The sequence below is a fragment of the Cellulomonas sp. URHB0016 genome, assembly GCF_054057935.1.
The window spans coordinates 1,420,094-1,441,631 of sequence record NZ_JBSRZU010000001.1 but is presented as its reverse complement, the minus strand read 5'-3'; the positions used below and the strand labels follow the sequence as shown (position 1 = coordinate 1,441,631).

Here is a 21,538-nt window from a genome sequence, read left to right as displayed (position 1 = left end):
GGGCCTCAGTGTCCCCGCGGCCCGGCACCGGCCCCGGCGACGTCCTCCTCGCTGAGCTCGATCCCGAGGTTCTTCTCCATCTCCTCCAGCGGCACGCCCTTGGTCTCGGGCATCACGAAGACGACCCACAGCAGCTGCCCCACCATGCAGACGAAGAACAGCGCGAACGCCGTCCCGCCGCCCAGCGCGGACGCGATGCCGGGGAACGTCCAGGACACGGCCGCGGCGAACACCCAGTGGGTCAGCGAGCCGAGCGACTGGCCGCGGGCGCGGATCCTGTTGGGGAAGATCTCCGAGATGAACACCCAGATCACCGACCCCTGCCCGAAGGCGTGGGAGGCGATGAACACGACGAGCCCCACGAGGACGAGCACGCTGGAGAATCCGGAGAACTCGCCGTCGTAGGCGAAGAAGACGGCGGCGAGCGCACCGAGGCTGACGAGGTAGCCGATCGACCCGACGAACATCAGGCGGCGGCGTCCGATGCGGTCGATGACCGTCAGCGCGGCCATGGTGGCGAGGAGGTTGACCAGCCCCACGACGACGCTCTGCAGCGCGGCGGCGTTGTCCCCTGCGCCGGCCATCCGGAAGATGTCGGGCGCGTAGTAGAGGATCGCGTTGATCCCGGAGAGCTGGTTGAAGGCGGCGATCGCGACCGCGAGCAGGATGACCCGACGGTTCTGCCGCACGAAGAACGGGACGTGGCGAGCACCGTGGAGCTTCTCCAAGGCCTCCTCGATCTCGCGGATCTCGAGCTGCGCCTCCTCGCGCGAGCCGGTGGTGCGGTCGACGACGGCCACCGCCTCGTCGCGACGCCCGACCGAGAACAGCCACCGTGGCGTCTCCGGGACGGTGAACAGCAGCAGGAAGAAGACGACGGCGGGGACGGCCATGACCATGAACATCCAGCGCCACGCGATGTCCTCGGAGAGCGTGTTCGCGAGGATGTAGTTCGACAGGTAGGCGAGCAGGATGCCGAGCACGATGTTGAACTGCACGAGCCCCACGAGCCGGCCGCGGTACCGGGGCGGGGCGATCTCGGCGGTGTAGATGGGCGCGACGACCGACGCGACGCCGACGCCGATCCCGCCGAGGAACCGGAACAGCATGAAGAGCCAGAGGTCGCCGGCCAGGCCGCTGCCGATGGCACCGACGAAGTAGAGGATGCCGATCGCGAACAGCACGGTGCGCCGCCCGTAGCGGTCGGCCGGGCGGGACGCGGCGAGGGCACCGACGATGGTGCCGATCAGGGCGGTCGCCACGGTGAACCCCAGCATGAAGCCGCCGATGTCGTAGACCCGTTCCAGGTCCTCGGTCGTCCCGGAGATCACGGCGGTGTCGAACCCGAACAGGAGTCCGCCGAGCGCGGCGACGATGGCACTTCTCAGCACGAGCCCGTTCATGGCGCCCCCTTGCGGCCACGAAGGGGGCGACGAGGTGCGCCCGTGTCCCGACGCCCGTGCTTCCTGCCCCCTTGCGGCCCATGCTCACCCCGGCCGACGTGGGCCGCACCCCGGCCGGCGCCGGTTGCCACCCGGGCCGCAGGCCGTGCTCGTCGCCCGCCGCGGGCCTACGGTACGGGCGTCAGCACGAAGACCCGCAGGTCCCGGTCGGTGCGCCCGGCGTAGTCGTCGTACCCCGGCCAGATCGCCAGGAGCTCCTCGAGGAGCCGTTCGCGCTCGTCGGCGACGGCGAGGTGCGCGACGACGTCGACGCGCCGCGCGTCCACGGTCACGGCGGCGTGCGGGTCGGCGAGCAGGTTCCCGGACCAGGCGGGGTGGTGCGGCTGACCCCAGTTCGAGCCGATCACGACCCAGCGCTCGCCGTCGCGCGCGTAGAGCAGGACGGCGTCGCGCGGCTCCCGGGTGCGACGTCCGGTGGTGGTGAGGACGAGCTGGGGCAGTGCGGGCCGGCCGAGCACGCTCCACCGGCCGTCGGTGAGTTTCTGGATGCGCCGGTCGAGCCCGGAGACGGCGCGGCCGAGTCGGGCGAACCAGCGGGCGCGACCGGCTCGGCGCAGGGCGGCGGTGAGGTCCACGGATCGAGTGTGCGGCATGCCGGAATGGCCTCGACGGGCGCCCATAGCAGATTCACAGCCGCCGCACATAGCACATCCGAGCCGCGCGTGGGGCTGGGATGTCCGATCTTCCTGGTCGGAGGCCAGATCTGGTCCGTTTCAGGGATGTTTCCGCAGGCGAAGGTCTCGTATGCTGGACGGTACTGGCCAGTATCAATCAGGTAACGATCCGCGGTACGCCGCCACCGAGCCCGATATGTCCGACCCTGCTTGACTAGCGTGTGCGCAACTCACGGCGGACGTGTATCTACGTGACATACCGACGAGCAGCAGCCCTGCTCCCGGACCGGAGATCACCGTCCACCCCTTCCCAGGAGGAACATTGAAGATCAGGCGAATCAGCGCCGCGACCGCGGTCGTCGCGGCCGGCGCGCTCGTGCTGGGCGCGTGCTCCGGTCCCGCGGGCTCCACCATCGAGGAAGACACCGCTGTCAACGTCGGCTGGAACGAGCCCTTCCGCGCGACGAACAACCTCACGTCGAGCGGCAACGCGACGACGAACTCGAACATCCTTTACTTGATGAACTCGTTCTTCAACTACTACGACGGCGACCTGAAGCTGGCGAAGAACGAGGACTTCGGAAAGTACGAGGTGGTCAGCGAGGACCCGCTCAAGGTCAAGTACACGATCAACGACGACGTCAAGTGGTCTGACGGCGTGGCCGTCGACGCAGCCGACATGATCCTGTACTGGGGTGCCCAGAACGACCAGTTCGACACCGTCACCGGCGACGACGTCGAGGTGGGCGAGGACGGCTCCGTCGACCCGAAGGACGCCAGCGCGGTGTACTTCGACGGCTCGTCGCCGGCCATGAACCTCATCACGGAGTTCCCGGAGATCGGCGACGACGGCAAGTCCGTCACGCTGAGCTACACCGAGCCGCGCTCGGACTGGGAGGTCTCCTTCCAGGCGTCGCCCATTGCCGCGCACGCGCTCGGCAAGCTGGCCCTCGGTATCGACGACCCCAAGGAGGCCAAGCAGGCCGTCGAGGACGCGTTCAAGAACGACGACAAGGAGGCGCTGGCGAAGCTCTCGAACTCGTTCAACAACGACTTCAACTTCACCAAGCTCCCCGCCGAGAAGGAGAAGTACCTCTCCTACGGCGCGTACGTCATCACGGACTACGTCGAGAACCAGTACCTGACGCTGGCCGCGAACAAGGACTACACCTGGGGCCCGAAGCCCAAGGTCGAGTCGGTCACCATCCGGTACACGGAGGACCCGCTCGCGTCCGTCACCGCCCTGCAGAACGGTGAGGTCGACCTCATCGCACCGCAGTCCTCGGTGGACGTCCTCAAGACGCTCGACGGCATCGACGGCATCTCGTACACCACGGGTGACGAGGGCACGTACGAGCACGTCGACCTGCAGTTCGCCAACGGCGGCCCGTTCGACCCGGCCACCTACGGGGGCGACGCCGAGAAGGCCAAGCTCGTCCGTCAGGCGTTCCTCAAGACGATCCCGCGCCAGGAGATCATCGAGAAGCTCATCAAGCCGCTGAACCCGGATGCCACCACGCGTGACTCGTTCACGGTGGTCCCCGGCGCCGACAACTACGACCAGGTCGTCAAGGCCAACGGCTCCGACGCCTGGACCGATGTCGACATCGACGGCGCCAAGGCCCTGCTCGCGCAGGCCGGTGTCACCCTGCCGGTTCCGGTCCGGTTCCTCTACGGCAAGTCGAACGTCCGTCGTGCCAACGAGTACCAGCTCATCGCGACATCGGCCGGGCAGGCCGGCTTCGACGTCCAGGACAACGGCGACGACGCCTGGGGCAAGAGGCTCCCCTCCGGCACCTACGACGCCGCGCTGTTCGGCTGGCAGTCGACGAACACGTTCGCCCTGAACTCCGAGGCGAACTACATCACCGGCGGCCTGAACAACTACTACGGCTACTCCAACGAGAAGGTCGACGGTTGGTACAAGGAGATGTCCACCAACACCGACCCGGAGAAGGAGACCGAGCTCGTCATCGACATCGAGAAGCAGCTCAACGACGACGCGTTCGGTGTCAACATCTTCCAGTTCCCGGGTGTCGTCGCTCACCGCGACGCGCTGAAGGGCGTCTCGACGATCACGTTGTCGCCGACGATCTTCTGGAACTACTGGGACTGGGAGATCACCGCGGACGACACCCTGGAGGGCCCGACGGAGACGCCGGCCTCCACGGAGGACACCGAGGAGTGACGCTGCTCCTCGGCCGACCGGCTGGGGAGCACCGTGTGACACCCACGCCCAGCGGGGGCACCACGGAGGTCCGACCGACCGTGGTGCCCCCGCTGGCGTGGCCCGGGAGGCGCCTGACAGACAGGTGCCGCCCGGCCGCGCCGACCCGGCGCGCGTAGAATCCTTCGGCACGAGCCCGTCTCCAGGTCAAGGACCAACGATGGCCACCACCACCACCTCCGGCAGTGCAGCCGCGGGCACCGATGTGCTGTCCGCGTCGGGCGTCGCTCCCGCCCCGGTCAGACGACGGCGCCGCGGCGCTCCCATGGCGACGTTCCTCGGTCGCCGCTTCGTGTCCTCCGTCATCGTGCTCGTCGGCGCGACGTTCATCGTCTACATGCTGCTGGCGTACGCGATCGACCCGCTCGATGACCTGCGGACGAGCACGGCGCCGAACAAGGCGCAGCTCATCGAGGCCCGCATCAACGCGCTGAACCTCGACACACCTCCCGCGCTGCGGTGGCTCCAGTGGCTGCGCGGCGCGTCCGGGTGCCTCGTGGGCAACTGCGACCTCGGCACGAGCTGGGTGACCGGCGCCCAGGTCACGTCCATGCTCAACGGCGCCATCCAGGCGACCGTGCAGCTCGTCGCCTCGGCGACGTTCCTCGCGATCGGGCTGGGGGTCATGGTCGGCATCGTCTCCGCCCTGCGGCAGTACACCGGCTTCGACTACTCCGTGACCTTCAGCTCGTTCGTGCTGTACTCCTTGCCCAGCTTCTGGGTGGCCGTGCTGCTCAAGCAGTGGGGCGCCATCGGGTTCAACGACTTCCTCGCCGACCCTGTGGTCGGGGCCGGGGTCACGGCGCTGCTGGCGCTGATCGCCGGGCTGCTCTGGTCCGCCATCATCGGTGGTTCGCTGCGCAGGCGCCTCATCACGTTCGGTGTCGCCGGCCTGGCGACGGCGGCGGTGCTCGTGTTCGTCTCAGCCACGGGGTGGCTGCTCGACCCCGGTCTCGGGCCGATCGTGATCGGCGCGCTCGGCGTCGGGATCGCGTTCGCGGTGGTGGCCCTCGGCGCCGGCCTCAAGAACCGGCGCGCCCTGTACTCGGCGCTGACCACGGTCGCGCTCGGCGTCGCCCTGTACTACCCGCTGCAGTACGCGTTCGTGAACGCGAGCTGGCCGCTCATCATCGGGCTCGCGATCGTCGCGATCGGGGCCGGGATCCTCATCGGCTACCTCTTCGGCGGCCCGGACCGGCTGATCTCCGCCCGCGGAGCGGCGATCACCGCCGTCGGCGTGGGCGCCCTGATCTTCGTCGACCGCGTCATGCAGGTGTGGCAGACCTACTCGAACTCCACCCGGATCAACGGGCGGCCGATCGCGACCATCGGGTCGCAGACGCCGGGCCTCTCGGGTGACTTCTGGGTCGAGGTGCTCGACACGTTCACGCACCTGCTGCTGCCCACGATCGCGCTCATCCTCGTCTCGTTCGCGGCGTACACGCGCTACTCGCGCGCCAGCCTGCTCGAGGTCATGAACCACGACTACATCCGCACGGCACGCGCCAAGGGCCTGCCCGAGCGCGTCGTCACGGTCCGGCACGGGTTCCGCAACTCGCTCATCCCGCTCGCGACGGTCGTGCCGCTGGACATCGCCGCCCTCTTCGGTGGCGCGATCATCACCGAGCGCATCTTCGCGTGGAGCGGCATGGGCACCATGTTCATCAAGGGTCTGAGAACCGCCGACGCCGACGTGGTCATGGGCTTCTTCATCGTCACGGCCACGTTGCTGGTCGTCGCCAACATCGTCGTGGACTTCGTGTACGCGGCCCTGGACCCCCGGATTCGGGTGAACGCATGACGCTCCAGCCCCCTCTGCAGCCGGCCGAGGCGCACCACGACGCCGCCGAGGGTGTGGAGCAGAACGAGAACGCCATCGAGCTCAAGGAGGTCGAGGGTCTCTCGCAGGGCCGCATCGTCCTGCGGCGGTTCCTGCGGCACCGCGGAGCGATGGTGTCGGCGTTCGTGCTGCTCTTCGTGATCGTGCTCGTCACGACCTCGATCGGCTGGGGCCCCATCCCCGGGTGGTGGAAGTACGACTACAAGGAGCTCAACCCGATCACGAACGCGGGCGGCGCCCCGACGATGGGCTTCCAGGACGGCGGCTTCACGTTCGGCGAGCACCCGTTCGGGCAGGACAACATCGGCAAGGACGGCTTCGCGGTCGTCATGCGAGGCACGCAGCAGTCGCTCACCGTGATGTTCGTGCTCGGCATCGTCTCGACCTTCATCGGCATCGTCGTCGGTGCCACCGCGGGGTTCTTCCGGGGCCGCACGGACAACCTGCTCATGCGGGTCACGGACATGTTCATCACGATCCCCGTGATCATGATCGGCGCGATCCTCGGCAAGTGGGTCGGCGGCGCGAGCCCCTGGGCGCTGGCGTTCGCCCTCGCGATCGTGTCGTGGACGGGCATGGCGCGCCTGGTGCGCGGCGAGTTCCTGTCGCTCCGCGAGCGGGAGTTCGTCGACGCCGCCCGCGTGGCCGGCTCGAGCAACGCCCGGATCATGTTCAAGCACATCCTGCCCAACGCGATCGGCGTGATCATCGTCAACGCGACGCTGCTCATGGCGGCCGCCATCCTCCTCGAGACCGCGCTGAGCTACCTCGGCTTCGGCATCAGCAGCCCCGAGGTCTCGCTGGGTCAGCTCATCAGCGAGTACCAGACCGCGTTCGCGACCCGGCCCTGGCTCTTCTGGTGGCCGGGCCTGTTCATCGTGACGATCGCGCTGACCATCAACTTCATCGGCGACGGTCTGCGTGACGCCTTCGACCCGCGACAGCGGCGCATCCCGACCCGGCGGGCGCTCGCCCGCGCCGACCGTCGGCGCGAGGGTGCCGCGGCCCGCGCGGTCGCGTCGGCGAAGGCCTGATCCGTGCGGCGCTCGGGGCGTCGGTCGGACGCCGGGGAGCGCACGCGCTCAGAGCGCGAGCGTCAGGACGGACAGCGCGGCGAGGAACAGCACGCCCGCGACGAGGGCGACGTGCACGCGGACCACCGGGCGGCTGCGCTCCACCCGCGGGTCGTCGAGCAGGCCGGCGTCACGGACCTCCTCCCAGCGGGAGCGGACCAGTGCGGCCGCCTGTCCGGAGTCCGAGGAGAGCAGGTCGCCGGGCCGCACGGTGCCGCCGGCGCTGTAGCTGCTCTCCGGCAGGTGCGCCATGTCGCTCGGCCCGGACGTCCGGGCCCGCGCCCGGCTGGGAGCCGGTGCCGCCCAGGCGGAGTAGGAGCCCCAGGCCGTCTCGAGGGTCAGGGCATACTGCACGTCCACCAGGGTGATGGCCGGCCACGGCAGCTCCACCGTGCGGAGCACGTTGCGCAGCTCGACACCCGCCGGCGTCACGACGACCGCCGGGTTCCAGTAGGCGGCCCACACCACGAGCGCGACGAGCGCGACGAGCGGGACCCAGCGCCACGCCGTCCCGGGCGACTGCACGAGGCCGCTGACCAGGACGAACGCGCACCCGAGCCACACCGCGACCGACAGCCCACGGCCGAAACCCGGCCGGAACACCACGACGTCCGACGACATGCGGCCATCGTCGCAGACCCGCTCGGACGACCCGGTGCCGGGGCGAGCGCCCCGGCACGGACGGAAGGAACCCCTCAGCCGTGAGCACCCAGACGCTGGACCCGGCAGGCACCGAGCCGCAGACGAAGGCCCCGATCCTCGAGGTGCGCGACCTGACGGTCGAGTTCTTCGTCGACGGCGCCTGGTACCCCGCCGCGATCGACATGACCTACGACGTCCGCCCCGGCGAGGTCCTCGCGATCGTCGGTGAGTCCGGTTCGGGCAAGACCCAGTCGTCGATGTCGCTGATCGGGCTGCTCCCGCCGAACGGGCGGTCGGCCGGCTCCGCGAAGCTCGGCGGCCGTGAGCTGCTCGGGCTGACCCACAAGCAGCTCAGCACGGTCCGCGGCAAGGACGTGGCGGTGATCTTCCAGGAGCCGATGACGGCCCTGAACCCCGTCTACACGGTGGGCTTCCAGATCATCGAGACGGTGCGCGTGCACTTCGACATCGGCCCGAAGGAGGCGCGCGCCCGTGCCATCGAGCTGCTGCGTCTCGTCGACCTGCCCGACCCGGAGGCCGCCGTCGACAAGTACCCGCACCAGCTCTCCGGCGGCCAGCGGCAGCGCGCGATGATCGCCCAGGCCCTCGCCTGCGACCCCAAGCTCCTGATCGCCGACGAGCCGACCACGGCGCTCGACGTGACGGTGCAGGCCGAGATCCTCAAGCTCATGCGCGACCTGCGCAGCCGCATCGACTCCGGCATCGTCCTGATCACCCACGACATGGGCGTCGTGGCCGACCTCGCCGACCGCGTCCTGGTGATGAAGAACGGCAGAGTCGTCGAGCAGGGCTCCGCCGACGAGATCTTCAACCGTCCGACGCACCCGTACACGATCCAGCTGCTCGACGCGGTGCCGCACCTCGGCTCGGCGACGCGGGCGGTCGAGGACGGGCCGGTGACGGCGGGCGGGCGTGCCACGGTGGCCGACCGTCCTGCCGCGCCGACGGCGCCCGTCAAGGGGCCGGTGCGTGACGCCCGCACGGGCGACGCGCTGGTGGCCAAGGACCTCGTCATCGAGTACCCCTCACGCGGCAGGGTGCCCGCCTTCCGCGCGATCGACGGCGTGGACCTCTCGATCGCCCGCGGCGAGGTCGTCGGCCTCGTGGGTGAGTCCGGCTCGGGCAAGACGACGGTGGGACGGGCTGCGGTCGGGCTGCTGCCGGTCGCCGGGGGCTCGCTGTCGGTGAACGGGGTCGAGCTCGCGGGCATCGGGAGCAAGGACCTGCGCGCCGTCCGTCAGGACGTGTCGATCGTGTTCCAGGACCCGGGCTCGTCCCTCAACCCGCGTCTGCCGATCGGTGAGTCCATCGGCGAGCCGCTGAAGCTGCACAAGGTGGCGCAGGGTGCCGAGCTGAGCCGGAGGGTCGAGGACCTGCTCGACCAGGTGCACCTGTCCCGCGGCATGCGCAACCGCTACCCGCACGAGCTCTCGGGCGGGCAGCGCCAGCGCGTCGGCATCGCCCGCGCCCTCGCCCTGAGCCCCCAGCTCCTCATCGCCGACGAGCCGACCTCGGCCCTGGACGTGTCGGTGCAGGCCCGGGTCCTCGACCTGTTCCAGGAGCTGCAGCGCGAGTACGGGTTCGCGTGCCTGTTCATCAGCCACGACCTCGCGGTGGTCGAGATCCTCTCCAGCCGCATCGCGGTGATGAACAAGGGCAGGCTCGTCGAGGTGGGGGAGCGCGACGCGATCCTGCGCAACCCGCAGCAGGACTACACCAAGCGGCTGCTGGCCGCGGTGCCCGTGCCGAACCCGGCCGAGCAGAAGGTCCGCAGGGAGGTCCGCGACCGCCTGCTCGAGGAGGCCGCCGCCGAGCTCGCCGCCCGCGAGTCCGCCGTCGGGCACCAGGACGCCGTGAAGGACTCGGCCGCCGCCGAGGACCAGCTGCGCGGCGCCTACGAGGTGGACGAGCCGAAGCCCTGATCCGAGCGTCGAGGCCTGCGTGGCACGGCCCTGCAGATCCGATTCGTCCGGCAGAGTTCAGTTCCGGGCGGCGATGACCGATACACCCGCATCGGGCAGGGTCGTGGCCGCCCGGAACCTGTTCCGGCCGGCGTCCTCGCCGGTCACAGCGATGGTCGGGAGGCGCGGTGCGCAGGGCGTTCAGGCAAGGGGCGGCCGGGTTCCCAGCGGTGCTGGTCCTGGTGGTGGTGGCCACGGCGTGCACCGGACCGGAACCGGACCCCGAGCGGGCAGGCACGGTGGTCGTCGCGGTGAGCGCGCCGTTCCTGTCCCTGAACGGCGGGACCGTCGACGGCCGCAGCCCGGGCAGCACGCTGGTGCGGGGCCTGGCGCAGGCCGGGTTCACCAGCCTCGACGAGGACGGCGAGGCGGTACCCGACGACGCGTTCGGGACCGTCGAGAAGGTGTCGGACTCGCCGCTCGTCGTGCGGTACACCATCGCCGGCTCGGCCACGTGGTCGGACGGCACCCCCGTGACGCCGGCCGACCTGCTGCTGGAGTGGGCGGCCCGCAGCGGCCAGCTCGACACCGTGGTCCCCGAGCTCGACGACGAGGGCGCGATCACGAACTCGAAGGCGCTCGACGCCGGCGTCGCGTTCGCGGCGACGTCGCCGGCGCTCGTGCACGTCGAGCAGGTGCCGCAGGTCGACGCGGCGACGGTCACGCTGACCTACGCGACCCCGGTCGCCGACTGGCAGACCGCCCTCGACGTCGGCGTCCCCGCGCACGTGGTCGGTGGTGTGCGACCGCGCTGGACGTCGACGACCCGACCGAGGCGGCGGCCGCGGTCACGGCGGCGATCACCTCCGCCGACCCGGTCGCGCTGCAGGCGGTGTCGCGGGCCTGGCGCACGTCGTTCGACGCGGCCGCCCTCGCCGACGACCCCGCGCGGGCGATCTCGACCGGTCCGTACAAGATCAGCGACGTGGTGCCGGACGGTCGCGTCGAGCTCGTGCGCAACGACCGGTACACGGGGCCGAGCCCGGCGGCGTTCGACACGGTCGTGGTGCGCAGCGACCTGCACCCTCTCGACGCGGTCGAGGCGCTCGCGGACGGCGAGGCGGACGTCGTCGCCCCGCTCGACACCCCGGACGTCCTGGACGCGCTGGGGCGGGTGGACGACGCGGTCGTGAGGACGGGCGGGGACAGCACGCTGCAGCTGCAGCTGCAGGTGGCCGGCGGGGGAGCGTTCGACCCGGCGACGTACGACGGCGACGCGGCCGTGGCGAGCGCGGTGCGACGGGCGTTCCTGCGGGCGGTGCCGCGCGACTCCGTCGTCGCCGACGCCGTCGAGCCGCTGTGGTCGGACGCCGCGGTGTCCGACGCGATGCTGCCCGCCGTCGGGCCCGAGTCCGGAGAGGTGTCCGCGCCGGCGTCGGCAGACGTCGACGCGGCCGCCGAGCTGCTCGCGGACGCCGGGGTGACGACCCCCGTCGTGGTGCGGGTGCTCACCAACGGCGACGACCCCGTCCGGCACCAGCTGCTCGACGCGCTCACCGTCTCCGCCGGGCAGGCCGGCTTCACGGTCGAGCCGTATGAGCCCGACCTCGGCGTGGCCGCCGACCTGCTCGGCGCGCCGGAGACGTGGGACGTCGCGCTCGTCCCGGTCCCGCAGGGCGACCTGCCGGTCGCGTCGGTCGTCGCCCGGTGGCGGACGCAGGGTGCGACGAACGTCACGGGCTGGAGCGACCCGGCACTCGACGCGGCGCTCGACACGCTCGCGGCCGGCCTCGGTCCCGCGCAGGTCGCCGCAGGTGGAAAGGCGGTCGCGCAGGCGCTCGCGGACGGCGGCGCCGCCCTGTCGGTGGTGCGCTCACCGGTCGTCGTGGCGACCCGGCAGGCCGACCCGGAGACGGCCGACCGCCTCCCCACGGTGCCGGCCGTCACGCCCCTGACGCTCGGCCGGGCGGACCTCACGTCGTGGTGGGCCTGGGCGCGCACCGCGGGATCGTGACGGCGGGTAGAATCGACGGGCGCCCCACGACGCGGCGCGCTCCCCACCACCTGAGATGAGTTTCCCCATGCCTGAGCCCACGTCTGTGGTTCACACGACCGGCGTGCGTTCCGACCTGCGCAACGTCGCCATCGTCGCGCACGTCGACCACGGCAAGACGACCCTCGTCGACGCCATGCTCTGGCAGTCGGGCGCCTTCGGCTCCCACGCCCACGTGGACGAGCGCGCGATGGACTCGGGCGACCTGGAGCGTGAGAAGGGCATCACGATCCTCGCCAAGAACACGGCGGTCCGGTACTCGGGGCCCGCCGCGGCGGAGTTCGGGCAGCCCGATGGCATCACCATCAACGTGATCGACACCCCGGGCCACGCCGACTTCGGCGGTGAGGTCGAGCGCGGCCTGTCCATGGTGGACGGGGTCGTCCTGCTCGTCGACGCGTCCGAGGGCCCGCTCCCGCAGACGCGGTTCGTGCTGCGCAAGGCGCTCGTCGCGAAGCTCCCCGTCATCCTCGTGGTGAACAAGACCGACCGTCCCGACGCCCGCATCGACGAGGTCGTGCACGAGGCGACGGACCTGCTGCTCGGTCTGGCCTCCGACCTGCACGAGGACGTGCCGGACCTGGACCTCGACGCGATCCTCGACGTCCCGGTCGTGTACGCCGCCGCGAAGGCGGGCCGCGCGTCGATGAACCAGCCCGCCGACGGCGGTCTGCCGGACTCCGAGAACCTCGAGCCGCTGTTCCGCACGATCCTCGAGAAGATCCCGGCGCCCACCTACACCGAGGGCGCGCCGCTGCAGGCGCACGTCACCAACCTGGACGCCTCGCCGTTCCTCGGCCGGCTCGCCCTGCTGCGCATCTTCAACGGGGAGCTGCGCAAGGGCCAGACGGTCGCGTGGGCCCGGCAGGACGGCACGCTGCAGAACGTCAAGGTCACCGAGCTGCTGGAGACGAAGGCCCTCGAGCGCGTCACCACCGACTCGGCGGGTCCGGGCGACATCGTCGCCGTCGCGGGCATCGAGAACATCACCATCGGCGAGACGCTGACGGACCCGGACGACCCGCGCCCGCTCCCGCTCATCACGGTCGACGACCCGGCCATCTCGATGACCATCGGCATCAACACGTCGCCGCTCGCCGGCAAGGGCGGCAAGGGCCACAAGGTCACGGCCCGCCAGGTCAAGGACCGCCTCGACAAGGAGCTCGTCGGCAACGTCTCGCTCCGCGTCGTGCCCACCGAGCGTCCCGACGCGTGGGAGGTCCAGGGCCGTGGCGAGCTCGCGCTGGCGATCCTCGTCGAGCAGATGCGCCGCGAGGGCTTCGAGCTGACCGTCGGCAAGCCGCAGGTCGTCACGAAGAAGGTCGACGGCAAGATCCACGAGCCCGTCGAGCGCATGACCATCGACGTCCCCGAGGAGTACCTCGGTGCCGTGACGCAGCTCCTCGCGCAGCGCAAGGGCCGCATGGAGACCATGTCGAACCACGGCACCGGCTGGGTCCGCATGGAGTTCCTGGTGCCCGCGCGTGGCCTCATCGGCTTCCGCACCCGGTTCCTCACGGACACCCGCGGCACCGGCATCGCCTCGTCGATCGCCGAGGGCTACGAGCCGTGGGCCGGTCCCATCGAGACCCGGATCAACGGCTCGCTCGTCGCGGACCGCCCGGGCCCGGTGACGCCGTTCGCCATGATCAACCTGCAGGAGCGCGGCTCGTTCTTCGTCGACCCCACGCAGGAGGTCTACGAGGGCATGATCGTCGGCGAGAACTCCCGCAACGAGGACATGGACGTCAACATCACCAAGGAGAAGAAGCTCACCAACATGCGCTCCTCCACGGCGGACAACTTCGAGAACCTCGTGCCGCCGCGCAAGCTCACGCTCGAGGAGTCCCTCGAGTTCGCGCGCGAGGACGAGTGCTGCGAGGTGACGCCCGAGGTGGTCCGCATCCGCAAGGTCGTCCTCGACCAGACGGAGCGGGCGCGCATCACGGCGCGCAGCAAGAAGTCCTGACCTCCTCGAGGAGATGACCCTGGTGGCCGGCGGTCTCGTCGCGGTGCACGCGCACCCGGACGACGAGTCGCTGGCCACCGGTGCGTTGCTCGCCACCTGGGCGACGTCCGGGCGCCCCGTCACGGTCGTCACCTGCACCCGCGGCGAGCGCGGCGAGGTGATCGGCGACGCGCTCGCGCACCTCGAGGGGGACGGGCCGGCGCTCGCCGGCCACCGCGCTGTCGAGCTCGCCGCTGCTCTGACGGCGCTCGGCGTGGACGATCACGTCTTCCTCGACGAGGCGGGCTCGCCCGCCGACCGCCGGTACGAGGACTCGGGCATGGCGTGGGTCGGTGCCGGCCGCGCCGGCCGCGCCGACGAGGTGCCCGCCGCAGCGTTCGTCGCCGTGCCGCTCGACGAGGCGGCCGCCCGGCTCGCCCACGTGCTGCGGACGCGGCTGCCCGACGTCGTGGTCACCTACGAGCCCGCGGGCGGCTACGGGCACCCGGACCACGTGCGCGCGCACGAGGTCACGATGCGGGCGATCGAGCTCGCCGGCGGTCCGGCCGGTGAGCGCCCGGGCGGGCCGCTGCCGGTGCTGCTCTGGGCAGCCCAGCGCGAGGGTGACCTGCGCGAGGCGCGCCGTGCGCTCGACGACCCGGCCGTGCGGACCGCGCTCGGTCGCACGCGCGACCGGCTCACGCTGCCTTCACCGTCCGACCGTCTGCCGTCCGTCGCGGTTCCCGACGACCGTGTGGACGTCGTCGTCGACGTCTCTGTGGTCCGCGACCGCCTGCTCGCGGCTCTGCGCGCCCACGCCACGCAGGTCCAGGCCGTCCACGCCGTCGACGGGGTCCGTGGCCTGGTCGGCTGCTACGCCTTGAGCAGCGACCTCCTGGCTCCCGTGCTGCCGACCGAGGACTACCGCGTGGCGAGCGGCTCGCCCGCAGCGGTCGTCTGGCCCACGGGCATCCGGCCGGTAGCCTGACGCGCGTGCGCACCGTCACCGCCGGCACCGTCGGCAAGGCCCTCGTCGCCCTCGTGCTGGGCGTGGTCGTCGGCACGGTCGGCACGCTCATGCACCGCAGCGCCCAGCCCTGGGGCGTCGTCGTGTGCCTGGTGCTCGTGGCGACGGCCGGTGTCGTCGCGCGGGCGTGGGGCGGCTGGCCGACCCTCGGCACGTACGCCGTCGGTGTGCTCGCCGCGACGCAGCTCCTCGCACGCGAAGGCCCGGGCGGAGACGTGCTGGTGCCGGCCGACCAGGCCATCGGATGGGTGTGGATCGCGGGCTCGGTCGCGGTCCTGGTGATCGTCGCGGCCGTCCCCCGGCGCCTGTTCCTCGACGCGCCGACCGACCGCCCGGTGTCCTCGGTCACCGCGTCCGCGCTCCCGGAGCCGGAGCAGCCGGCGACCGGGGTGACGACCACGGGCGAACCCGCCCTCGGTCATCGGGACGACACCGCGCCGTGACGGCCCAGGAGGGCGCCTCCCCGGACGTGTTCCGCGCCGCCGTCGGACGCCTGCCGGCGGGAGTGGCCGTGGTGACGCTCCGGTGGCGCGGGACGGTGCACGCCACGACGGTCAGCTCGTTGACCTCCGTCTCGCTCGAGCCCCCGCTCGTGCTGTTCTGCGTGCACGCCGACGCCCGCCTGCGCGACGCCCTCGACGACGTGGACACGTGGGCCGTCAGCGTCCTTGCCGACGACCAGGCGCCGACGGCCGACTGGTTGGCCTCCTACGGACGCCCCACCATCGACCAGCTCGCTCGCGTCCCGCACCGGACCGCACCGGTGTCGGGTGGCGCGTGGATCGACGGCGCCGCCGCATGGTTCGACTGCCGCACGCAGGCGGTGCACCGAGCCGGTGACCACGACGTCGTGGTGGGTCTCGTCGAGGCCGTCGAGCAGGGCCGACCAGGCGCGGGAGGCCTCGTCCACCTCAAGGGACGGGTCCGCCCGGTGCCCTGACGCCGCTCGTCCGGACGCCGATGGCGCGCGACGCGTGCGCGGGCCGGGCGGGTCGTGTGACGACGAGGTGAGAACGTCGCCGCTCGGCGTGCGGACACCCTGGTGGCCGAGGTAGGGCCCGTAGAATCGCCCGGGCGCGGCGTACGCGCACTTTGACGCAGCAGGGGAGCACGATGACCGACGGCACCGACCTCCACGACGCCGAGCAGACCGTTCGCACGGGCTCCGACACCACGGAGCCGGTACGGGCACCCGTCGCTCCCGCCAACGGGACGATGCCGCATCCCCACGGCGCGGTCGGCGAGCGGGCGGACGGTGAGCGGGCGGACGGTGAGCGGGCGGACGGTGAGCCGGCCACCGACACGGCCGTGACCGACCCGGCGCACCATGGCGGCCCTGACGTCCTGGACGCCGCGCCGTCGAGTGCGAGCGCGGCCCCGGCCGAGGGACAGGACACGGCGCCCGGCGGCGCCGTGTGGCCTGTCTGGGGGAGCACGCCGGAGCCGAGGTCGCCCGGACTCACGGACGAGGCAGCGGTCCCCGCATCCGAGGACCTCGACCTCGACCTGGACGAGGACGCCACGAGGCAGCAGCCGTCCGAACCCGAGTCGGTCGGTACCGCCGGCGAGGACGCGGCCGCCGCCGACGTCGTCCCGCGCGCCGACGACGATGCACGCGTCGACGACCCCGCCCCGTCGGACGGCCCCACACTCACGGACGACCCCGCGCCCACCGACGACGCCGCACGCAGTGATGACGCCGGGCTCGCGGATGACGTCGCGCCCAAGGATGACGCCGTGCTCGCGGGTGACGCCGTGCCCAAGGATGACGCCGGGCTCGCGGATGGCGCCGGGCCCAGCGCTGACGCCGCGCTCCCGGGTGACGCCGGGTCCAGCGCTGACGCCGGGCACGCGGGTGACGTCGGGCGCAGCGCTGACGCCGGGCACGCGGGTGACGCCGTGCCCAGCGCTGACGCCGCGCACGGGGACGACGCCGAGCTCGGGGAGGACACCGCGCCCGTCGACGGGCGTCCGCTCGATGACGAGGACCTGCTCCCCGACGGCGCCGCGCCCGCTGACCAGGAGGCACCCGCCGACCGGGAGGCGCCGCACGGCACCCCGGAGGTGGCTGCAGACCACTCGGTCCCCGCCGACGTCGACAGGGCCCAGCCCCGCGACGCGGGCGAGGCACACGAGGTCGATGCTGGCGTGGCAGCGACCGCCTCCGCAGCGGGTTCGGCCGCCGTGGTGGCAGAGCCGGCCGACGTGGCGGAGCCCGCCGACGTGGTGCGACCTGCCGAGGTGGTCCCGCCCGCCGACGAGGCCGAACCGAAGCCTGGCGACGTGCACCTGACGACCGCCGACGACGCGAACCCTGCGTCCGCGCAGCAGGCGGCCCGGCCGGCGGTGACTTCTGCTGCACCGGGGCACGGGGACCAGCTCCCTCCCGCCGTGCCGGTCGTCACCCCGGCGGCCACGAAGACCCCGGTTCCCGACCCGAGCGCATCGGCCGTGTCGCCGTCGAGCCCCGGGTCCGTGCCGCCCTCGGCGCCGGACCGTGCCGTCGCGCCGCACCCGGCACCTCCGAGCGCGTCCGCCGCGGCGGGAGCGGTAGCAGCATCGGCCGCAGCATCGGCGCCAGCATCGGCGGCGGCGACATCCGCCGTGGTACCGCCTGCTGTTCCGGATGCTGTCGCGGCCCCGTCCGTCAGACCGGCGACATCGGCGCCCTGGTCTGCCGCACCGGCCTCCGTCGCGCCGGCTCAGCCGGCGTCCCCCTCTACCGCGTCACCCTCCACCGCGTCCCCCTTCGCCACGCCGCCCTCGAGCGCCCCCTCCGCCGCGGTGACAGCAACGGCCGCGACCGCTCCGGCCGCCCCGGCCCCCGCGCAGCAGCCCGCCGCGCCGGCCCCTGCGGCACCCGAGGCCGTCGCGCCTGTCGGCACGACACCGCCGCCGGCGCAGGCACCCCCCCGTGGGCCGTTCTCGCCGGTGGGGACCGGATCGCCGTCCTCCGGACCGCCGATCCCGTCGGGTCCTGTGCCCCCCGGCCCGGCGTCGAGCCGACCCGAGCGACCCGCGTCTCCGCTCGACGACTTCGAGGCGGAGGACGGTCGGCGCCGCTGGCCCCGAAGGCTCCTGGTCACGGCCGGTGTCGTGGTGGTGCTGGGCGCGGCCTACGTCGGTGCCTCGTACGCGCTGGCCGGCCATGTGGCTCGTGGTGCGACGGTGGCCGGGGTCGACATCGGCGGGCTCTCGTCGACGGCCGCGGTGTCGCGGCTCGAGACGGAGCTCGCGGACGCGACGACGCAGCCGATCCCGGTCGTCGCGAACGACGTCCAGGCGACGATCGACCCGACGGCGGCGGGCCTCGAGCTCGACGCCGAGGCGACCGTCGCGACGTTCACGGGACCGCACCTCGCGAACCCGGTGCACCTGTGGCGCCAGATCATCGGCGAGGGTGAGCACCCGGCCACGTCGCACGTGGACGAGGCCAAGCTCGCCGCCGCTGTCGACGACCTCACCGCGTCGCTGGCCCTCGCGCCGGTGGACGGCACGGTCGTGTTCGTCGATGCCGTCCCGCAGGCCACGGCCGCGGTGGCCGGCTGGGAGCTCGACCGCGACGAGGCCGTGCAGGTCCTCGCCGATGGCTGGATCAACTCACCGCGACCGGTCGTCCTCCCGACCGCGGTCGTCGAGCCGGCGGTGACCCAGGAGGAGACCGACGCGGTGATGTCCGGTGCGGCCCGTGCCCTGACGTCCGGCCCGGTGTCCGTGGTGGTGGCGGACCGGCTGGCTGTGCTCACCCCGGCGACGCTGGCGGCGAACGCGTCGTTCACGCCGACGGACGGCAACCTGGTGCTCCAGCTCAACAGCGAAGGACTTGCCCAGGACGTGCTGACGCAGCTCCCGGACCTGCTCACCGAGTCGTCGGACGCGCACTTCGAGTTCCAAGGGGACGCGCCGGTGATCATCCCGGGCACGCCCGGCACGTCGCTCGACCCGGACGCTCTCGCCGCGGCGGTGTCGACGGCGGCCGGTGCGGCTGAGCGGACGGCGCACGTCGACCTCGTGCAGGCGGACCCGAGCGAGTCGACCGCCGAGCTCGAGGCGCTGGGGATCAAGGAGATCGTGACGGAGTTCTCGACGCCGCTGACCTCCGAGCCGCGCCGCACCACCAACATCTCGAACGGTGCGGCCAAGATCACCGGCACGCTCGTCAAGCCGGGGGAGACGTTCAGCCTCACGGAGGCGCTCGGTCCGGTGGACGGTGCGCACGGCTTCGTGGAGGCCGGCGCCATCATCAGCGGCGAGCACACCGACGCGTGGGGCGGAGGTCTGTCGCAGCTGTCGACGACCACGTTCAACGCGGCGTACCTCGCGGGCATGGAGGACGTGGCCCACACGCCGCACAGCGAGTGGTTCGCACGCTACCCGGAGGGTCGCGAGGCGACGATCTTCACCGGCTCGATCGACATGAAGTGGAAGAACACCACGCCCTACGGTGCGCTGGTGCAGGCGTGGACGGCCGACGGCCGCACGTACGTGCGGCTGTGGGGGACGAAGTACTGGAGGGTCGAGCCGACCACGAGCGCTCGCTCCGGCGTCGTCGCGCCGACGACCGTGTACTCGCAGTCGCCGACGTGCGCACCGTCCTCGGCCGGCAACCCGGGCTTCAGCGTCACGGTCACGCGCAAGATCTACCTGGGGACCGAGCTCAATGACACCGACTCGCGGACCACGCGGTACAAGCCGCAGAACAGGGTGATCTGCGGCGCACCGCCGGCCCCGTCTCCGTAGCCCGCCGGGCCGGACGGTGCGTCAGGCGCCGTCCGGGTCGACCGGCGACCCGGATCGTGCCCTGCGCTGCGGGGCCGGCGGCACGGTCTTCGCCAGTGTGATGGCCGTCGCGGGGACGTGGACGTCACCCTTCCGCGTGCGGACGAGGACGCCGTCGTCCGCGACGGCGAGGACCTCGCCGAGCACGTCCGTGTACCGCGGCTCTCCGCCGGCGTTCGCGGGCGTCCCGTCGGCCGGCACGTCGTCGCGACGCCGGCGGACCACGACGCGTTCGCCCGGGGTCCAGTCCCGCCAGGTGGGTGTGGCTCTGCTCACACTGACCGCCCACGGGCCCGCTGGCGTACCGAGGGGCGAGCCGGGCGGGGCGTCCACGGTCGTGGACACGGAGTCACGGTGGCGACCATGTGAGGGATAATAGGAGACCCCTGCCCAGTGGAGGACTTGCCGTGACCTATGTGATCGCCGAACCCTGCGTGGACGTCAAGGACAAGGCGTGCATCGAGGAATGTCCGGTCGACTGCATCTATGAAGGCAAGCGGTCGCTGTACATCCACCCCGACGAGTGCGTCGACTGCGGTGCGTGCGAGCCGGTGTGCCCGGTCGAGGCCATCTACTACGAGGACGACGTCCCGGAGCAGTGGACCGAGTACTACAAGGCGAACGTGGAGTTCTTCGACGACCTCGGGTCGCCCGGTGGTGCCGCGAAGATGGGGGAGATCGACAAGGACCACCCCATCATCGCGACGCTGCCCCTGCGCGTGCACGACGCCTGACCGCGCCCGCATGGGCCTGCTGACCGGCACGCTGCCGGACTTCCCGTGGGACACGCTGGTACCGTACGCGGAGCGCGCCCGTGCGCACGAGCGCGGCGCCGTCGACCTGTCGGTCGGCACGCCCGTCGACCCCACGCCCGAGGTGGTGCGGGACGCGCTCGCGGCGGCCGCGGACTCGCCCGGCTACCCGGTCACCCACGGCACGCCTGCGTTGCGCGAGGCCGTCGTGGCGTGGTTCGCGCGCCGGCGCAGGGTGCCCGGCCTCGACCCGGACGCCGTGCTGCCCACGCTCGGCTCCAAGGAGCTGGTCGCGTTGCTGCCCTCGCTGCTCGGGCTCGGCGCCGGTGACGTGGTGCTGCACCCGGCGGCGGCCTACCCGACGTACGACGTGGGCGCGAGGCTAGCGGGCGCGGCCCCCGAGCCGACCTCGGACGCGGTCGCCCGTCTCGCCGGCGGCGGGGTCCGGCTCGTCTGGCTGAACTCGCCGGGGAACCCGGACGGCCGGGTGCTGGGCGTCGACGAGCTCCGGGCGGTCGTCGACGCGGCCCGTGCGGCCGCCGCGCGGGAGGGCGTGCCGGTCGTCGTCGCGTCCGACGAGTGCTATGCGGAGCTCGCGTGGGACGAGCCGTGGGCGTCGTCGGGCGTGCCGAGCGTGCTCGACCCACGGGTGACCGGCGGCGACCTCACGGGGCTGCTCGCGGTCTACTCCCTGTCCAAGCAGTCCAACCTCGCGGGCTACCGCTCCGCGTTCACCGCGGGCGACCCCGCGCTCGTGGCCCGGCTCCTCGAGACCCGCAAGCACGCCGGCATGATCGTCCCCGGCCCTGTGCAGGCGGCGACCGCCGCGGCGCTCGCGGACGACGAGCACGTCGCGGCGCAGCGGGAACGGTACCGGCGGCGACGACAGACGCTGCGTGCGGCGTTCGAGGGCGCGGGCTACGCGGTCGACGGCTCGCACGCGGGGCTCTACCTGTGGCTGCGGCCCGAGCAGGGCACGCAGGACTGCTGGGTGACGGTCGGCGACCTGGCGGAGCTCGGGATCCTCGTCGCGCCCGGCGCGTTCTACGGCGCGCCGGGCCACGTCCGGGCGGCGCTCACGGCGACCGACGAACGGGTTGCCGAGGCTGCGGCGCGGCTCTCCGGAGCGTGATGTGATCGGCATCACAGCCCCGCAGTGGTCCGATCGAGGATTCGTCACGGCACGCTAGCCGCAGGT

16 protein-coding genes are annotated in these 21,538 nt (G+C 72.2%); 12 read left to right on the top strand and 4 right to left on the bottom strand.

Going from position 1 to position 21,538, the window contains the following annotated elements; translation table 11 throughout:
- Positions 1 to 5: 5 nt before the first annotated feature.
- Both ACVW07_RS06805 and ACVW07_RS06800 read right to left on the bottom strand, forming a co-directional pair.
- Positions 6 to 1,403: a sugar porter family MFS transporter gene (locus ACVW07_RS06805; RefSeq protein ID WP_456818494.1), complete on the bottom strand. Its 1,398-nt coding sequence runs from the start codon at positions 1,401 to 1,403 to the stop codon at positions 6 to 8.
- A 167-nt stretch (positions 1,404 to 1,570) separates the two neighbouring features.
- The gene (locus tag ACVW07_RS06800; RefSeq protein WP_456818493.1) at positions 1,571 to 2,038 is read right to left on the bottom strand and encodes a nitroreductase/quinone reductase family protein; all 468 of its coding nucleotides are present in this window, start codon (positions 2,036 to 2,038) and stop codon (positions 1,571 to 1,573) included.
- A gap of 361 nt (positions 2,039 to 2,399) precedes the next feature.
- Between ACVW07_RS06800 and ACVW07_RS06795 the strand changes: the two genes are divergently transcribed.
- The 3 genes from ACVW07_RS06795 to ACVW07_RS06785 all read left to right on the top strand — a co-directional run bounded on the left by ACVW07_RS06795 (position 2,400) and on the right by ACVW07_RS06785 (position 7,178).
- Complete coding sequence (locus ACVW07_RS06795; RefSeq protein WP_456818492.1) at positions 2,400 to 4,265, top strand: ABC transporter family substrate-binding protein; 1,866 nt, start codon at positions 2,400 to 2,402, stop codon at positions 4,263 to 4,265.
- A gap of 199 nt (positions 4,266 to 4,464) precedes the next feature.
- On the top strand, positions 4,465 to 6,105 hold the full coding sequence (locus ACVW07_RS06790; RefSeq protein ID WP_456818491.1) for an ABC transporter permease: 1,641 nt from the start codon (positions 4,465 to 4,467) through the stop codon (positions 6,103 to 6,105).
- The gene (locus tag ACVW07_RS06785) at positions 6,102 to 7,178 is read left to right on the top strand and encodes an ABC transporter permease (protein ID WP_456818490.1); all 1,077 of its coding nucleotides are present in this window, start codon (positions 6,102 to 6,104) and stop codon (positions 7,176 to 7,178) included. The genes ACVW07_RS06790 and ACVW07_RS06785 overlap by 4 nt, the downstream gene beginning before the upstream one ends.
- A 48-nt stretch (positions 7,179 to 7,226) precedes the next feature.
- On the opposite strand, the gene ACVW07_RS06780 is transcribed toward ACVW07_RS06785, so the two are convergent.
- Positions 7,227 to 7,838, bottom strand: coding sequence for a PH domain-containing protein (locus ACVW07_RS06780; protein ID WP_456818489.1), 612 nt, complete (start codon positions 7,836 to 7,838; stop codon positions 7,227 to 7,229).
- Positions 7,839 to 7,918: 80 nt separating this feature from the next.
- Between ACVW07_RS06780 and ACVW07_RS06775 the strand changes: the two genes are divergently transcribed.
- The 7 genes from ACVW07_RS06775 (at position 7,919) to ACVW07_RS06745 (ending at position 19,549) form a co-directional block, all read left to right on the top strand.
- The gene (locus tag ACVW07_RS06775) at positions 7,919 to 9,802 is read left to right on the top strand and encodes an ABC transporter ATP-binding protein (RefSeq protein WP_456818488.1); all 1,884 of its coding nucleotides are present in this window, start codon (positions 7,919 to 7,921) and stop codon (positions 9,800 to 9,802) included.
- A 73-nt stretch (positions 9,803 to 9,875) separates the two neighbouring features.
- Positions 9,876 to 11,795, top strand: a complete 1,920-nt coding sequence (locus ACVW07_RS06770) for an ABC transporter substrate-binding protein (RefSeq protein WP_456818487.1) — start codon at positions 9,876 to 9,878, stop codon at positions 11,793 to 11,795.
- A gap of 67 nt (positions 11,796 to 11,862) precedes the next feature.
- Positions 11,863 to 13,803, top strand: a complete 1,941-nt coding sequence (gene typA / locus ACVW07_RS06765; RefSeq protein ID WP_456818486.1) for a translational GTPase TypA — start codon at positions 11,863 to 11,865, stop codon at positions 13,801 to 13,803.
- A gap of 13 nt (positions 13,804 to 13,816) precedes the next feature.
- The gene (locus ACVW07_RS06760) at positions 13,817 to 14,770 is read left to right on the top strand and encodes a PIG-L family deacetylase (RefSeq protein ID WP_456818485.1); all 954 of its coding nucleotides are present in this window, start codon (positions 13,817 to 13,819) and stop codon (positions 14,768 to 14,770) included.
- Positions 14,771 to 14,775: 5 nt separating this feature from the next.
- Positions 14,776 to 15,252 carry a hypothetical protein gene (locus ACVW07_RS06755; protein WP_456818484.1) on the top strand — a complete coding sequence of 159 codons (477 nt, stop codon included), beginning with the start codon at positions 14,776 to 14,778 and terminating at the stop codon, positions 15,250 to 15,252.
- On the top strand, positions 15,249 to 15,749 hold the full coding sequence (locus ACVW07_RS06750; RefSeq protein WP_456818483.1) for a flavin reductase family protein: 501 nt from the start codon (positions 15,249 to 15,251) through the stop codon (positions 15,747 to 15,749). Before ACVW07_RS06755 ends, ACVW07_RS06750 begins: the two co-directional genes overlap by 4 nt.
- 173 nt (positions 15,750 to 15,922) lie before the next feature.
- Positions 15,923 to 19,549, top strand: a complete 3,627-nt coding sequence (locus ACVW07_RS06745) for a VanW family protein (RefSeq protein ID WP_456818482.1) — start codon at positions 15,923 to 15,925, stop codon at positions 19,547 to 19,549.
- A 21-nt stretch (positions 19,550 to 19,570) separates the two neighbouring features.
- On the opposite strand, the gene ACVW07_RS06740 is transcribed toward ACVW07_RS06745, so the two are convergent.
- Complete coding sequence (locus ACVW07_RS06740; RefSeq protein ID WP_456818481.1) at positions 19,571 to 19,933, bottom strand: hypothetical protein; 363 nt, start codon at positions 19,931 to 19,933, stop codon at positions 19,571 to 19,573.
- Positions 19,934 to 19,995: 62 nt separating this feature from the next.
- On the opposite strand from ACVW07_RS06740, the gene fdxA reads away from it, so the two are divergent.
- Together fdxA and dapC are read left to right on the top strand one after the other, a co-directional pair.
- Positions 19,996 to 20,322 (top strand): ferredoxin, encoded by a 327-nt coding sequence (gene fdxA, locus ACVW07_RS06735; protein ID WP_456818480.1) that lies wholly within the window; start codon positions 19,996 to 19,998, stop codon positions 20,320 to 20,322.
- A 10-nt stretch (positions 20,323 to 20,332) separates the two neighbouring features.
- On the top strand, positions 20,333 to 21,472 hold the full coding sequence (gene dapC / locus ACVW07_RS06730; protein WP_456818479.1) for a succinyldiaminopimelate transaminase: 1,140 nt from the start codon (positions 20,333 to 20,335) through the stop codon (positions 21,470 to 21,472).
- Positions 21,473 to 21,538: the final 66 nt, after the last annotated feature.